This window comes from Thalassobacillus cyri, assembly GCF_900107755.1.
Taxonomy (GTDB): Bacteria; Bacillota; Bacilli; order Bacillales; family Halobacillaceae; genus Thalassobacillus; species Thalassobacillus cyri.
Map to the genome: position 1 here is coordinate 63,358 of NZ_FNQR01000004.1, position 14,874 is coordinate 78,231.

At 42.8% G+C, this 14,874-nt stretch carries 13 protein-coding genes; 12 read left to right on the forward strand and 1 reads right to left on the reverse strand.

Features of this window, described 5'->3' with window-relative positions; translation table 11 throughout:
* Positions 1-206 precede the first annotated feature (206 nt).
* The 12 genes from chvE to BLV00_RS06215 all read left to right on the forward strand — a co-directional run bounded on the left by chvE (position 207) and on the right by BLV00_RS06215 (position 13,663).
* The gene (gene chvE, locus BLV00_RS06165) at positions 207-1,307 is read left to right on the forward strand and encodes a multiple monosaccharide ABC transporter substrate-binding protein (RefSeq protein WP_093043520.1); all 1,101 of its coding nucleotides are present in this window, start codon (positions 207-209) and stop codon (positions 1,305-1,307) included.
* A 75-nt stretch (positions 1,308-1,382) separates the two neighbouring features.
* Positions 1,383-2,933, forward strand: coding sequence for a multiple monosaccharide ABC transporter ATP-binding protein (mmsA, locus tag BLV00_RS06170; protein ID WP_093043522.1), 1,551 nt, complete (start codon positions 1,383-1,385; stop codon positions 2,931-2,933).
* On the forward strand, positions 2,917-4,080 hold the full coding sequence (mmsB, locus tag BLV00_RS06175; RefSeq protein WP_093043524.1) for a multiple monosaccharide ABC transporter permease: 1,164 nt from the start codon (positions 2,917-2,919) through the stop codon (positions 4,078-4,080). The genes mmsA and mmsB overlap by 17 nt, the downstream gene beginning before the upstream one ends.
* Positions 4,081-4,266: 186 nt before the next feature.
* Positions 4,267-5,316, forward strand: a complete 1,050-nt coding sequence (locus tag BLV00_RS06180; RefSeq protein ID WP_093043526.1) for an aldose epimerase family protein — start codon at positions 4,267-4,269, stop codon at positions 5,314-5,316.
* 41 nt (positions 5,317-5,357) lie between these two features.
* Positions 5,358-6,683 (forward strand): xylose isomerase, encoded by a 1,326-nt coding sequence (xylA, locus tag BLV00_RS06185; protein WP_093043528.1) that lies wholly within the window; start codon positions 5,358-5,360, stop codon positions 6,681-6,683.
* Between the two features lie 6 nt (positions 6,684-6,689).
* Positions 6,690-8,180, forward strand: coding sequence for a xylulokinase (xylB, locus tag BLV00_RS06190; RefSeq protein ID WP_093043530.1), 1,491 nt, complete (start codon positions 6,690-6,692; stop codon positions 8,178-8,180).
* Between the two features lie 15 nt (positions 8,181-8,195).
* The gene (locus tag BLV00_RS06195) at positions 8,196-9,173 is read left to right on the forward strand and encodes an aldo/keto reductase (protein ID WP_093043532.1); all 978 of its coding nucleotides are present in this window, start codon (positions 8,196-8,198) and stop codon (positions 9,171-9,173) included.
* 710 nt (positions 9,174-9,883) lie between these two features.
* Entirely contained in the window at positions 9,884-10,612 is a 729-nt protein-coding gene (locus BLV00_RS06200; protein WP_245728860.1) for a fumarylacetoacetate hydrolase family protein, read from the forward strand.
* Positions 10,613-10,635: 23 nt separating this feature from the next.
* Entirely contained in the window at positions 10,636-11,373 is a 738-nt protein-coding gene (locus tag BLV00_RS06205) for a fumarylacetoacetate hydrolase family protein (RefSeq protein WP_093043534.1), read from the forward strand.
* A gap of 12 nt (positions 11,374-11,385) precedes the next feature.
* Positions 11,386-11,766 (forward strand): 5-carboxymethyl-2-hydroxymuconate Delta-isomerase, encoded by a 381-nt coding sequence (locus tag BLV00_RS06210; RefSeq protein WP_093043536.1) that lies wholly within the window; start codon positions 11,386-11,388, stop codon positions 11,764-11,766.
* A 182-nt stretch (positions 11,767-11,948) separates the two neighbouring features.
* Positions 11,949-12,065 carry a symporter small accessory protein gene (locus BLV00_RS22650; RefSeq protein WP_342722139.1) on the forward strand — a complete coding sequence of 39 codons (117 nt, stop codon included), beginning with the start codon at positions 11,949-11,951 and terminating at the stop codon, positions 12,063-12,065.
* Positions 12,062-13,663 (forward strand): sodium:solute symporter family protein, encoded by a 1,602-nt coding sequence (locus BLV00_RS06215; RefSeq protein WP_093043538.1) that lies wholly within the window; start codon positions 12,062-12,064, stop codon positions 13,661-13,663. Before BLV00_RS22650 ends, BLV00_RS06215 begins: the two co-directional genes overlap by 4 nt.
* Before the next feature lie 48 nt (positions 13,664-13,711).
* Here BLV00_RS06215 and BLV00_RS06220 read toward each other — a convergent pair whose 3' ends face one another.
* On the reverse strand, positions 13,712-14,626 hold the full coding sequence (locus BLV00_RS06220; protein ID WP_093043540.1) for a LysR family transcriptional regulator: 915 nt from the start codon (positions 14,624-14,626) through the stop codon (positions 13,712-13,714).
* Positions 14,627-14,874 lie beyond the last annotated feature (248 nt).

Sequence of the window (14,874 nt, forward strand, 5' to 3'; positions counted from 1 at the left end):
AGCCTTTTTGTTATTGTTAATACCGGAAAAGTGGGTCTGGAAAACGATTCCCTATCGAGTTCAATCTCCTACAAGATATACCCTGAAAAGTATCGTTTTTTACAATCAGGTTAAATTTTTATAAAAACAGTTTAATTTTATGTAAAGCCTTACATTGGAAATGTTGATATTCTATAAACAAGCTTAAATTTTTAAAAAAACAAAAAATGAAAGGGGTTACAATTTTGAGAAAATTAGGTTTATATGCACTTTTACTTAGTCTAATGGTAGTTCTAGCTGCATGTGGAGGGAATAAATCAGCCGAAGGGTCCGGGGATAAGGGGTTAATCGGTGTTGCCATGCCAACAAAGTCATCACAAAGATGGGTAGATGATGGAAATAACATGGTGAAAAAATTGGAGGAACTTGGTTACAAAACAGATCTGCAATATGCAGAGGATGACGTTGATAAGCAAATTGAACAAATAGAAAACATGATTGTAAAGGGAGCAGAAGTTTTAGTAGTAGCGTCAATTGATGGTACAGCACTGACAAATGTTTTAGAAAAAGCTGCAGCACAAGATATTGAAGTTGTTGCTTATGACCGTTTGATCATGGAGTCAGAAAATGTAAGTTATTATGCAACATTTGATAACTTCCAGGTAGGTGTATTACAAGCGCAATATATTGAAGAAGCACTAAACCTTAAAGAAGAAGAGGGTCCATATAACATCGAGCTATTTAGTGGGTCGCCAGATGATAACAACGCATATTTTTTCTGGGATGGTGCAATGTCTATCCTGCAACCATATATCGATAGCGGAAAATTAGTGGTTCAAAGTGGGCAAACAACTTTTGAACAAGGTGCAACAATGCGCTGGGATGGAAACTTAGCGAAATCACGTATGGAAAACATTCTAAGTAAAGCATATTCAGATGGTGAAACAGTCGACGCAGTATTGTCTCCATATGATGGTATCAGTCGTGGAGTAATTCAAGCGTTGAAAGGTGTAGGTTATGGTTCTGGCGATCTGGAACTTCCAGTCATTACTGGTCAAGATGCTGAGTCAGCTTCAGTTAAATCTATTATTGCCGGAGAGCAGACACAAACAGTATTCAAAGATACTCGTGACTTAGCTGAAGTTACAGTAAATATGGTAGAAGCGATTTCAAATGGGGAAGAAGCTGAAGTTAACGACACTGAAACGTATGATAACGGCGGAAAAATTGTTCCTTCGTATCTAGTTCAGCCGATATCTGTTGATATTGACAATTACAAAGAATTATTGATCGATAGCGGATATTATACAGAAGAAGATATTCAGTAAGCTATTTTGATTCAGTGGTGATCATGATCATCACTGAATCTTATCATTGTTATTTTTGGAGAAAGTGGTGAGGGTATGTCAGAGTATATTTTGGAAATGCGTAACATAACTAAAACATTCCCAGGTGTAAAAGCGTTAGACCACGTTAATTTAAAAGTTGAAAAAGGTGAAATCCATTCACTGGTTGGTGAAAATGGTGCCGGTAAATCAACGTTAATGAAAGTATTAAGTGGTGTATATCCAAGTGGATCATACGACGGCAGTATCTACTTCGAAGGTGAAGAATGTAATTTTAAAGACATAAAACAAAGTGAAGGTGTAGGTATTGTAATTATTCACCAGGAGCTTGCATTAAGTCCGTTTCTGTCTATAGCTGAAAACATCTTCTTAGGTAATGAAAGGCAATCCCATAACATTATAAAATGGCAGGATACGTTTAGTGAATCAAAAAAATTGTTAGAGCGAGTTGGTTTAAAAGAGTCACCTGAAACTGCTGTCTCGGATATCGGTGTGGGGAAACAACAGCTCGTGGAAATTGCGAAAGCGTTATCCAAGAAAGTGAAATTATTAATTTTAGATGAGCCGACTGCATCATTGAATGAAACAGATAGTGAAAATCTATTAAAGCTATTACTCGAACTCAAAAAACAAGGAATTACTTCTATTCTTATATCTCATAAATTAAATGAAGTGGCAGCAATCTCTGATTCGATTACGATTTTGCGGGATGGCCAAACGATCGAAACGTTTGGAGCAAAGGAAGAAAAGGCATTAGATGATCGTATCATTAAAGGAATGGTAGGACGTGAGTTAACAAGTCGTTACCCGGAACGTGTCCCTCAAATTGGGGAAACTATTTTTGAAGTAAAAAATTGGAATGTCTACCATCCTCAACATCACGATCGTAAAATCATTGATAATGTAAATATACATATTCGACGTGGAGAAATTGTAGGGATAGCCGGTTTAATGGGTGCGGGTAGAACCGAGCTGGCGATGAGTATTTTTGGTAAAACTTATGGGAAGAAAATAACTGGATCTTTATACAAAGATGGGAAAGAAATTCAGGCGAATACAGTAAGTGAAGCAATTAGGAACGGGCTGGCTTATGTATCAGAGGACCGGAAGACATACGGTCTAAATTTAATTGATGATATTAAACGTAATACTACGTTGTCTAACCTTAAGCGGATTTCTAAAAATACGGTTATTGATGAGAACAAGGAGATAACAGAAGCGCAATTTTTACGTGAAAAACTAAATATTAAAACCCCATCACTAGAGCAACTTGCCGGCAATCTAAGTGGCGGGAATCAGCAAAAAATTGTGTTAAGTAAATGGATTTTTACCGAACCTGATATTTTAATTTTAGATGAACCAACACGTGGTATTGATGTGGGTGCTAAATTTGAAATCTATTCTCAAATTAATGATTTAGCGGCTGAGGGGTTAGGTGTATTGGTAATATCTTCTGAGCTTCCTGAAGTGCTTGGACTCTCTGACCGTATTTATGTGATGAATGAAGGGCGTATAACTGGAGAGCTTGATCGAACTGAAGCAGATCAAGAAAATGTAATGCGTTATATGACAGGATCTGGAGGTGCGAATCTTGCAAACGATAATTAATTTATTTAGAAACAATATACGTGAATACGGAATGATCATTGCACTTGTATTTATTACCGCACTATTTTGGGTATTAACAGATGGTATTACCTTTAAACCACTGAATTTGACTAACTTAATCTTACAAAACGGTTTTATTTTAGTATTGGCTATAGGAATGGTGCTTGTAATTATTACCGGAAACATTGATTTGTCAGTTGGTTCCGTAGTTGCGTTCGTCGGTGCCATAGCTGGGGTACTTATGATTAACAACAATGTGCCGGTATGGCTGGCAATTATTTTATCTATTCTTGTAGGTGCATTAATTGGAGTTTGGCAAGGGTTTTGGATAGCTTATGTAGGGATTCCATCCTTTATTGTAACTTTAGCAGGGATGCTGATTTTTCGAGGGTTGACATTATATTTATTAGATGGTAAATCACTCGCACCATTCCCTGACTCTTTTGGAAAGTTGAGTAGTGGTTTTTTACCGGATATTGGAGCAGGTGATTTTCATTTATTGTCAATTATTCTATCAATTCTTCTATCACTTGTCTTGATTTATTTAGAGTTTAGTAAGCGTAAAACTCAAATACACTATAACTTTGAAGTATTACCACTTTGGATTACAGTAACAAAGCTAGGAATACTAGTCTTAGTTATTAACTGGTTTACATATCAGCTAGCTCTTAATAAAGGTATCCCTGTCGTATTGGTTATCGTGATTGCACTTATCGCCATTTACACTTTTATAATGAAGAATACAGTAATGGGGCGACACATTTATGCCACAGGTGGAAACCAAAAAGCTGCAGATCTATCAGGTGTTAAAACGAAACGTGTTGTATTCTGGGTATTTGTAAACAATGGTGTCATTGCGGGACTAGCTGGTTTAATGTTTGCTGCGCGATTAAATTCAGCAACACCAGCAGCCGGAAACATGCTTGAGTTAGATGCAATTGCTGCTGTATTTATCGGTGGTGCATCTATGTCTGGTGGTGTTGGTACCATTATTGGTGCGATTGTCGGTGGTCTTGTAATGGGAGTCATGAACAATGGTATGTCTTTAATTGGTATCGGTATCGATTGGCAGCAGGCTATAAAAGGTATGGTACTATTACTTGCAGTTGGTTTTGACGTCTATAATAAAAAGAGAGCTGGAAAATGATTAAGTCAAAAAACATCTTGGTGTTAGTTACCATGATGTTTTTTTGGTATACAGTCTATCTTTAATAATAGCTGTCATAGTAAATATTTCCCTTGCTTAAGTCTGTAGAGAGCGTTACGAAAGCTTTGTTTTTTAGAGGTGTACGATGAAGTTTTTCATTAAGGTTGTAGGAAGGAGCCGCTTTTTATGAAATTAGAAACAAAAGACATTCCCATTCCCGGAGAAAGCCCCTGGACCTTATTTCACTTGGAAAATAATCAGGGAATGGTTGTGCAATTGTTGAATTATGGAGGGATCATCACAAATCTATCTGTCCCTGATCGAAACGGAGAGAGGAGTAATGTTGTCCTTGGCTATGATAATTACGAAGAGTACAAAGAAAATCCAGGTTTTCTAGGTGCATTGATTGGGCGGGTGGCCGGCCGTATCAGGAATGCCCGCTTTCAAATCGAAGGTCAGGAGTATCAGGTGGAAGCCAATGAAGAACCCCATCATCTTCATGGTGGGGAGCACGGATTTCATCAAGTCTTATGGGAAGCTTCTCCCTTTGAAAGGGAAGGGGAGATAGGTGTAAAACTGTCCCACAAAAGTCCGGACGGAGAAGGAGGGTATCCTGGGACCCTTAACGTAGATGTCTCGTACATACTGACTAACGACAATGAACTAGTGATTGATTATTTAGCTGAAACGGATCAGAAAACGATTGTGACACTAACGAACCACTCTTATTTCAATTTAAGCGGGATGATAGATCAAACGGTTCATGATCATACCTTATTTCTCGATAGCTCATGCTTTGCAGAATTAGACCAACAGCTTATACCGACAGGGGAGTGGGCAGATGTGACGGGTACGTCTTTTGACTATCGTCAAAAAAGAAAGCTGAGCGAAAGTTTTTCCTTTGATACACCTCATCAACAGGTTGCCAATGGCGGCATCGATCATTTTTTCCTGCTGAACAGGAAAGGAAAACCGGCCATCAAGTTGGAAGATACACGATCAGGTCGCACGCTGGAAGTGGAGACAGATCAGCCAGGCGCCGTCATTTATACTTCGAATAACCTGTCAGAAGGGAAAAAGCTGTTGGAAGGAAAGACAAGGAAACACGCAGGGATTTGCATTGAAACACAAAGCTCACCGGCTTCCTTGCATGATAGAGGGTTTCCTGAAATCATCCTTACTCCAGATGAACCTTATCATAAACGAACCGTGTTCACATTCGGAATCCAGAAGTAATAAAACAGTCCATCATAATCACAAAGACAGGAGGAAGTAAAATGCCTTATTTTGATAACATTCCAATCATTAGCTATGAAGGTGCCGGTTCGAATAATCCATATTCCTTCAAATTCTACAATCCCGAAGAAAAAGTCGGTGGACGCACGATGGAAGAGTATCTCCGAATCGGTATCGCCTACTGGCATACGTTCACCGCAGATTTGTCAGAACCGTTCGGGGTCGGTACGGCCGTCCGCAACTGGAATCATCTTGACGGCATGGAGCTTGCGAAAGCACGGGTCGAGGCAGCTTTTGAATTTTTCGAAAAGCTCGGGGTGCCGTACTTCTGTTTCCATGACGTTGATATCGCGCCTGAAGGGGACACGCTCGCTGAGACAAATAAAAATCTAGATACGATCGTGCCGATGATCAAAGACTATATGAAAGATAGTAAAACGAAGCTTTTGTGGAATACAGCGAATAATTTTACACATCCGCGTTTTCTCCACGGCGCCGCTTCCTCGAACAATGCTGACGTGTTCGCTTACGCAGCGGCGAAAGTGAAAAAGCAGCTCGAGGTCGGCAAAGAACTCGGCGGAGAGAACTACGTTTTCTGGGGCGGTCGTGAAGGATATGAGACGCTTCTTAACACCGATATGAAAATTGAACTCGACAACCTGGGACGATTTTTCCATATGGCAGTTGATTATGCGAAAGAAATTGGCTTCGATGCGCAATTTCTCATCGAACCGAAGCCGAAAGAGCCGACGACACACCAGTACGACTTCGATGTAGCCTCAGGACTCGCGTTTCTTGAGAAATATGACTTAACAAATCATTTCAAATTTAACATAGAAGCGAACCACGCGACCTTGGCCGGTCACACATTCGAACACGAACTTCACTATGCGCGCGTCCACGGTGTGCTCGGGTCGGTCGACGCTAACCAGGGGCATCCGCTGCTCGGCTGGGATACGGATGAATTTCCGACAGATCTGTATGCGACTACGCTCGCGATGTATGAAATTATCAAAAATGGCGGACTGGGAAGAGGTGGCCTGAATTTCGATGCGAAAGTGCGTCGCGGTTCATTCGAACAGGAAGACCTCATACATGCCCACATCGCCGGTATGGACAGTTTCGCTGTCGGGTTGAAAGTTGCACAGCAAATGTATGATGACCGTGTACTTGAAGATATCATCAGCGAGCGCTACAGCAGCTACGACAGCGGCATCGGAAAAGATATTGTCGACGGAAAAGCAGATTTTCATTCCCTGGAAGACCACGCCCTTAGTCTTAAGGAAATCAGCCATCAATCCGGACGTCTTGAACTGATTAAATCAACAATGAATCAATACTTGCTAAGAGTTAATGCAGGAGAGTGATAGAGGGTGACATACGTGGTAGGAGTGGATATCGGAACGAGCGCGGTAAAAGTGCTACTCGTCGACTTGGAAGGAAAAATCATTGATGAAGTTTCCCGGCCACTGTCGCTTTCACAACCACAAAGCGGCTGGAGTGAACAGGACCCGGAGGAATGGGTCAAAGAGACGGAAGAAGCGTTGAAAGAACTGACAGAGAGATTCGATGAGGACGTAAGTGAGATAGAGGGTTTGAGTTTTTCCGGGCAAATGCATGGTCTCGTCCTGCTCGATCACCAATACAACGTCGTCCGCCCGGCGATTTTGTGGAACGATACGAGAACAACGAAACAGTGCCAGGATATTTATGAAAAAGTAGGGGAAGAGAGACTTCTTGCCATTACGAAGAATCCGGCGCTTGAAGGGTTCACGCTGTCGAAGATTTTATGGGTGAAAAAAGAAGAGCCGGAAAATTTCGGGCGCGCAGCGACGTTCGTTTTGCCAAAGGATTATGTCCGTTACCGTCTTACGGGAGAGCTTTCAATGGATTATTCCGACGCGGCCGGAACGCTTCTTCTTGATATCGAAAAGAAAAACTGGAGCACGGAGGTGTGTCAGGCGGTCGGGCTTCCGGTCTCCTTCTGTCCTTCGCTCGTCGATTCGACCGCTCAGACGGGAACGGTGACGGATGCGGACACAGGGCTGTCGCGAAGTACGAAAGTGTTTGCGGGAGGAGCCGATAACGCGTGCGGGGCGGTCGGGGCCGGGATTTTAACAGAAGGGAAGACGCTCTGCAGTATCGGAACCTCCGGTGTCGTACTTTCTTATGAAGCAGAAGCGGATAAAGATTTTGGAGGTGATGCGCACTACTTTTACCACGCTGCGCCAGATGCCCTTTATACGATGGGGGTGACGCTCGCCGCCGGCTACAGTTTGAGCTGGTTCAAAGTCGTGTTCGCCCCTGAAGAAGAATTTGAAGACTTCGTGGACGGTGTAGAAGAAGTACCCCCGGGTGCCCGTGGACTCCTGTTCACGCCGTATATCGCCGGGGAGCGGACACCGCATGCCGACGCATTCATACGAGGGACATTCACCGGTCTCGACACCTTTCATCGTCGCGCGGATTTCGTGCGGGCTGTGATGGAAGGTATAACGTTTTCTCTGAACGAATCCATTGAAATGTTCCGTAAGAATGGGAAAACGATCGACACCATTGTCTCTATAGGCGGTGGAGCGAAAAATGAAGCATGGCTTCAAATGCAGGCGGATATTTTCAACGCAACAATCGTGAAGCAAAAAAGTGAACAAGGGCCCGGCATGGGGGCCGCGATGATTGCTGCTTACGGATGCGGGTGGTGCGATACACTCGCAGGATGTGCTGATCGCTTTCTGGAAGAAGCGGAGCAGTTTGAACCGAATACACAGCGTGTCGAGACGTACAAACGACTTTTCGCTCTTTATCAAAAGGTTTATCACCAGACGAAAGAGCTAAATGAAGAACTCAAAGATTTCAGGAAGTAGAACAGGAGGAGAAATATGGAGTATCGTAAATTAGGAAAGACTGATATGAGAATCAGTGAACTTAGCTTTGGCACATGGGCAATCGGTGGCAATTGGGGAGATACAAATGATGAAGAAGCGATGGCGGGACTTGAAAAAGCGATGGCAGGAGGTGTGAATTTTTTCGACACGGCCGATGTGTATGGTATGGGCCACAGCGAGAAGCTACTCGGGAAAGCGACAAAAGGGAGAGATGTCTATATCGCCACCAAGTTCTGTCGCCAGGGGGACATCGATGATCCGGCGACCTATTCCGAAAAACAGGTGCGCTCCTATCTTGAAGAAAGCCTGCGTCGTCTGGACAGGGAATACGTCGATCTGTATCAGATCCACTGCCCGCCTTTGTCGATCATTAAACAGGGAGACGTATTCAAGATACTAGAAAAACTGAAAGCGGAAGGGCTAATCCGTTCCTACGGTGTAAGCGTGGAGTCGGTTGAAGAAGGGCTGTACGTTATGGAACATGCGAAGGCGGACGTGCTACAAGTCATTTTCAACATCTTCCGCCAGAAACCTCTCGAGAAATTGCTTCCGATGGCGGAGGAGAAAGGAGTCGGTATTCTCGCCCGGGTGCCGCTCGCCAGTGGCCTTTTGACCGGAAAGTATGAGAAAAATCACTCCTTCCATGAAGATGATCATCGTCATTTCAATAGTGAAGGAAAAGCATTCAACATCGGGGAAACGTTCGCCGGCCTTGAATTCAATAAAGGGGTCGAGCTTAGTGATGAAATCGCATGGATCGAGAACGGGCGTAGTAACAGAACCCGTGCTGCACTGAAATGGATTCTTCAGCAGCCCGGCATTACAGCGGTCATCCCTGGTTTCCGTAATGTCCGGCAGGTGGAAGATAATCTTGCGGCACTGGATGTTCCTGACTTCACGCAGGACGAGCTTGACAATCTTCAGGAGTTTTATGAGAAGAAGGTCGTTCCGCAAATTCGGGGGAAATACTGATAACTATTGTAATCGAAGAAGAAGAAGTGTCGAGAAACACTCATGGGGAGCATTTCACTCTGACCATTAGACTGGGTATGACTTTTTCATTTCTGAATGTAGGTGAGGTAATTACCTCCATCGCGCCACCTGGTGCTTCTATTATGGTGCTTTGTTACGAGGACTTTCAAGAGTACGAAAAACCCGTGTTAATCACGGGGGCGAAAGAACACTGCTCTCCCTAGGTGATGGGCGGTTGTCTTGAAACGCATAATCATTCAGATTCTGAGGTGGTCACCTTATAGCTACTCTTTTCTTGAGAGACCGGCCACACAAGTCTCAAATATAAGGAGGATGCAAGACTACTATCCTTTAATCTTCCAGCTCATCAAGGTATCGTATATAATCCCAATTTGTTTATGTATTTGCCTCAAAAAGGGCAGGGAGATCCTCAAAGAGCTGCAAGAAATCTTTATTGAAACCTTTTAAATGAAGATTTTTATATGTACAAGAGGCGAGCAGATAAAAAATCTGCTCGTTTTTTCATGTTTTTTAGCGAATATTTAACATATAAAAACCAAGTTATCTCTATTAATCACATGCAGTATACTTTTTTGATATACATATCTTACTTTATAAATATTTCTAATATATCCGGTAAAGTGTTACTTTGTAATCAATAGATTGTTCTGAAAAATTGGAATATTAGCTAAATAAAGGGGAGAGTCTTATTGCCATACGTAAAAAGTCATTTTGCTGGCTCTGCGCAAGCAACAATGACAAAGTTGCAATCTATCGAAGCAAAGCTGGAAAAAGCCTTTAACCCACCTGTATCCGGCACGGTCTATGGTACCTTGCTTAATTACAAAGGAAGTCTTGAAAAGATGGGCGATGCCTTGAATGAAGCCCCCTATAAAGCTCCTCCCAAAGCCCCTATTTTATATATCAAGCCAATTAATACACTGCTGGGTCATAAAGGGGAGATACCGATGCCTTCTAATGCTGCGGAACTGGTGATGGGTGCAAGCATAGGACTGGTAATAGGCAAAAAAGCCACAAAGGTTAAGGCAGAAGAGGCTTTAGACTATGTAGAGGGTTATACGGTTGTCAATGATGTAAGCCTACCGCACGAAAGTGTATTCAGGCCGGCGGTAAAAGAAAAAGCACGGAACGGATTTTGTCCGATTGGTCCCTGGGTGGTTGAAAAAGAAGCGGTAAACCATATCGGTGATGTAAAGATCAACGTGTATATCAATGGAGAGTTAAAACAGCAAAATAACACAAAAAATCTCATTAGAACTGTCCCTGTCCTGCTTCAGGATGTAACTGAGTTCATGACTTTGAGTGAGGGAGACGTGCTGATGATTGGTATACCCGAGAATCCGCCGATAGCTTCCCGGAATGATACGGTACGGATCGAAGCCGAAGGGATAGGTGTCTTGGAAAACACAATCAAGTAGTAGATGAAGTCTGGGGGGATTTGATGAAAACAGCACGTGTCGCTTATGAAGGGGCTATCCATTTAGCAATTGCCACGGATAATGGCATAGAACTGGAAAATGGTAAACAAGTATTTGAGGAAGATATGGTGTGGCTGCCGCCTGTCGAACCAAAGACATGCTTTGCTCTTGGCCTGAATTATTTTGATCATGCCAGTGAGCTTTCTTTTCATGCACCGGAAGAACCGCTTGTTTTTCTGAAAGGAACGAATACTTTTATCGGACATCTTGGTGTAACGAAACGTTCTGCGGATGTGACGAATATGCATTATGAATGTGAACTGGCTGTTGTAATCGGCAAACAGGCGGACCATGTTTCTAAAGAACATGCGTTGGCCTATATATCTGGTTATACCATTGCGAACGACTATGCTTTTCGTGATTATTTGGAGAATTATTACCGTCCTAACCTGCGTGTCAAAAATCGTGATGCCAGTACACCCCTGGGACCATGGTTTGTTGATGCGGAAGATGTGCCAGATCCGATGAACTTAAAACTGCGTACGTATGTGAATGGGGAAGTCGTCCAGGAAGGTTCCACAAAGGATATGATTTTTGATGTACCAACGTTAATAGCGTATTTAAGCAGCTTTATGACATTAAATCCAGGTGATGTGATTTTGACGGGAACTCCTAAAGGTACGGTGGATACGAAAGTAGGGGATGAAGTAGTTACAGAAATAGAAGGACTGGGCCAATTGAAAAATACCATTGTCGAGTAAGGGGAGATAGCAGTGCCACACGTCATATTGGAATATACCGACAATCTTTCTACCCATATAGATATCCAACAGCTGGTAGAAAGAATTAATCACGCATTGGCCGCAAAGAGTGATACCTTCCCGATTGGCGGTATCAGGGTCAGGGCATACAAAACCACTCATTATAGGATTGCTGATGGGAAAGAGAATGATGCTTTCGTCCATGCCGTCCTGAAAATTGGGAAGGGGCGTAGCGAAGAAGAAAAGAAAGAGGCTTGTGAAGCGGTTTTTGATACCCTGACCTCGTACTTTGAGGATTATTCTAACAATCATTACTTAGCACTATCGCTTGAATTAGTAGAGTTCCAGCATGCCACCTATAAATCGAATAACATCCATCAACGGTTTACATAGCGGATGAATACCTGAACAGGGTGAGATAGACAGGTTACCAGATTTAAAAGAAAAGCTAGCCTGCTGGGTCTGGAAAATTCCTGAATATTGTCTGCATGAACTATTTTTTAATAGAGTTTCTACTATTTTCACTGTATTTATGTAAGCGTTATCACTTTACTAAATTTATAAGGAGGAATACTATGTTAGGTTTTGAAGACTTTTGGGTCGGGATTGTCTGGTTTGGGACTATTTTAGCTCCGCTTTTTTGTGTAGCTTACGGTGCAGTCATGTTGAATAGGGGAGGCGAACAAGAATGAATCTGGCTATCCTGATTCCCCTTGTGATTCTTTATATTGGCATTATGTCTGGACTTGCTTATTATGGGTACAAAAAGACCGTGACACAGGAAGATTATTTGATTGGTGGAAGAAATACAAATCCGATCATTATGGCGCTATCCTATGGAGCTACTTTTATCAGTACTTCGGCTCTCGTCGGGTTCGGTGGTGTCGGTTCCGTATTTGGGATGGGACTATTGTGGCTCGCGTTTTTAAATATCGTATTGGGGATATTCGTTGCCTTTGCCGTTTTTGGCAGACGGATAAGGAAAATGTCTATGACGATGAATGCTACCACTTTCTCGACTTTCCTTGGCAAACACTATGAATCTAAATTTATTACGATCTTCTCTGGTATCATGATTTTCGTTTTCATGCCTGCCTACACCAGCATTGTATTAATAGGAGGCGGCAGGTTCGTCCAGGAATCGCTTTCCATGAATTTTAATGTTGCTTTACTATTGATCGCATTGATTGTCATGGCATATGTCATATCCGGGGGAATCAAAGCAGTCATGTATACCGATGCCTTCGGTGCCATCATCATGCTGGTCGGGATGGCTATATTCCTGGTACTGACCTATCATGCTGTCGGTGGTGTAGTAGAGGGGCATAATGCATTAAAAGCGTTATCGAGTATGGTACCGGATGAGATGGCTGCCGGCGGCCACAATGGCTGGATGAGTATGCCTGCATTCGGATCGCCGATGTGGCTCACATTGGTTACTACCCTTATCATGGGTGTCGGTATCGGCGTATTGGCGCAGCCTCAACTGGTGATGCGTTCGATGACTGTAAAAAATGACAAAGCGCTCTATCGTTCCATGATTGTGGGGTCGGTTTTCATATTCTTTATGACTGGCGCCGCTTTTATGATTGGCCCGTTAAGCAATGTATATTTTATGGAGACTGCCGGTCAACTGGCTATTCAGACAGCTGGAGGAAACACGGATTTAGTCATCCCTAAAATGATTAATTCCCTAATGCCCGATTGGTTTGTTTACTTATTCACCCTTACGCTCATTTCTGCTACCATTTCAACCGTAAGTTCTTTGATTCATGTCCAGGCGGCCTCCTTCAGTGAAGATATACTTAGCACTTTAGGGGTCAAGCGGGTGTTATGGAATAAAATCAGACCGGCACGATTAGGAGTAATCATTGGTGTTGTACTTGCTATCCTGTTAGCTTATATCCTGCCCGGAGGTATTATTGCTCAATCGACAGCATTTTGGTTCGGAATCTGTGCAGCAGGATTTTTGCCATCCTTAGTAGGAGCTTTGTTTTGGAAAGGCGCTTCTAAAAAGGGAGCGGAGGCAAGTGTTATTACCGGATTCGTGGCAAGTATACTCGGATTTCTATTTTTGAAAAGTTCTCAGTCTACAGCCTTTGGACTATCTCAATTATTGTTTGGCAAGGACTTTTTACTTCCTTTCCCATGGACCCATATTGATCCATTGATGTATTCCCTTGCATTGTCTTCGGTAGTTTTTATTGCTGTAAGTTTGAAAACAAAAGCTTCGGAAGATAGAACAAATAAAGAGTGGGAACAGAAAGAAATAAAAGCTGCTCAGCAATAGTAAAAAAGCCACAACATTCCTTGCAAGTGGAATGTTGTGGCTTTTGTTTTATATGCCGACTTTATCGAGCGCGTTTTCCGATTGCTCTTTGAGTGTATGGATGAATCGTTGAGCTGCTTTTGACAGATAACGATCTTTATGCCAGATGACTACCGATTCCGCTTTGATATTGATATCAGAAAAGGCATAGCTTTGGATATTATTGAATGAAAACGCATGCAGCGTAGATTCGGGAACAATCGTAGCACCCATCCCTTCTGAAACTAAAGAAAGGAGCATGGTTGGGTCGGGAGCTTCACAAATAACATTGGGTTCGATTCCATGGTTACGTATTTCGTCGAGTATCAGCTCATATTGGCCTGATCCTTTTATCCGGTGAAGCAGCATTAAAGGGATGTCTTTTAGAATATTAAATCCTACATATCCTTCCCCCACCTTATCCAGGTTCCAGGAATCCGGTGCGACTAGAAGATAGGGCTCGGATGGAAGCGGGAGCATATCAAATTCTTCGTATTGAAGCGGCAGACGAACAACGGCCAATTCAATTTCCCGATTAAGGATGCACTCTTCCAGAAGTGACGTATCCCCTTCACGAAGCTGGTAGGATACATCAGGATTCTCGGCTTTGAAATGGTGTAAAGTGGTGCGTAGAAATGAAAAACAGGACTTGTTCGATCCGATATGCATGGTCCCTCGGATCCCTTCGCTTGTTTCGTGCACTTCAATTAATGCTTCTTCAAAGTCAGATAAAATTTTACCTGATTTTTCATAGAGTATTTCTCCTGCTTTTGTCAATTCCAGACTACGTCCCTGGCGATCAAACAGTTTCAAATCGAGTTCGTCTTCTATCATTTTGATTTGCTGGCTTAATGGTGGCTGGGCCATATGTAGTTTTTTAGCTGCTCGTGTCACTTGTTTTTCTTCGGCAACAGCCCGGAAATATCGTAATTGTTTTAAATCCATCTCATTCCCTCCTTATTTGTTAAATCTCCTTGTCGATCTTACATTTTAAGTACCTTAATGACGCAGTCTCAGTTTTGAGCAAGTTGGGTCCGTTGCCATGAGAGGAAGGGGATGGTCTGGGAAACGACTCGCTTTCCTGCGGGGGACCTGGCAAGCTTCCTCGAGCTGCGCTCTGCGGGATCTCGCCTAGCCCCTTCTCCCGCGGGAGTCTCGCCGTTTCCCTGCCCATCCATTTTTGTAATTAACGG

Coding starts and splice junctions, on each gene's coding strand:
- BLV00_RS06195 (WP_093043532.1), top strand. CDS start 8,196: ATGGAGTATCGTAAATTAGGAAAGACTGATATGAGAATCAGTGAACTT.
- BLV00_RS06180 (WP_093043526.1), top strand. CDS start 4,267: ATGAAATTAGAAACAAAAGACATTCCCATTCCCGGAGAAAGCCCCTGG.
- mmsA (WP_093043522.1), top strand. CDS start 1,383: ATGTCAGAGTATATTTTGGAAATGCGTAACATAACTAAAACATTCCCA.
- BLV00_RS22650 (WP_342722139.1), top strand. CDS start 11,949: ATGTTAGGTTTTGAAGACTTTTGGGTCGGGATTGTCTGGTTTGGGACT.
- BLV00_RS06215 (WP_093043538.1), top strand. CDS start 12,062: ATGAATCTGGCTATCCTGATTCCCCTTGTGATTCTTTATATTGGCATT.
- chvE (WP_093043520.1), top strand. CDS start 207: ATGAAAGGGGTTACAATTTTGAGAAAATTAGGTTTATATGCACTTTTA.
- xylA (WP_093043528.1), top strand. CDS start 5,358: ATGCCTTATTTTGATAACATTCCAATCATTAGCTATGAAGGTGCCGGT.
- BLV00_RS06205 (WP_093043534.1), top strand. CDS start 10,636: ATGAAAACAGCACGTGTCGCTTATGAAGGGGCTATCCATTTAGCAATT.
- BLV00_RS06220 (WP_093043540.1), bottom strand. CDS start 14,626: ATGGATTTAAAACAATTACGATATTTCCGGGCTGTTGCCGAAGAAAAA.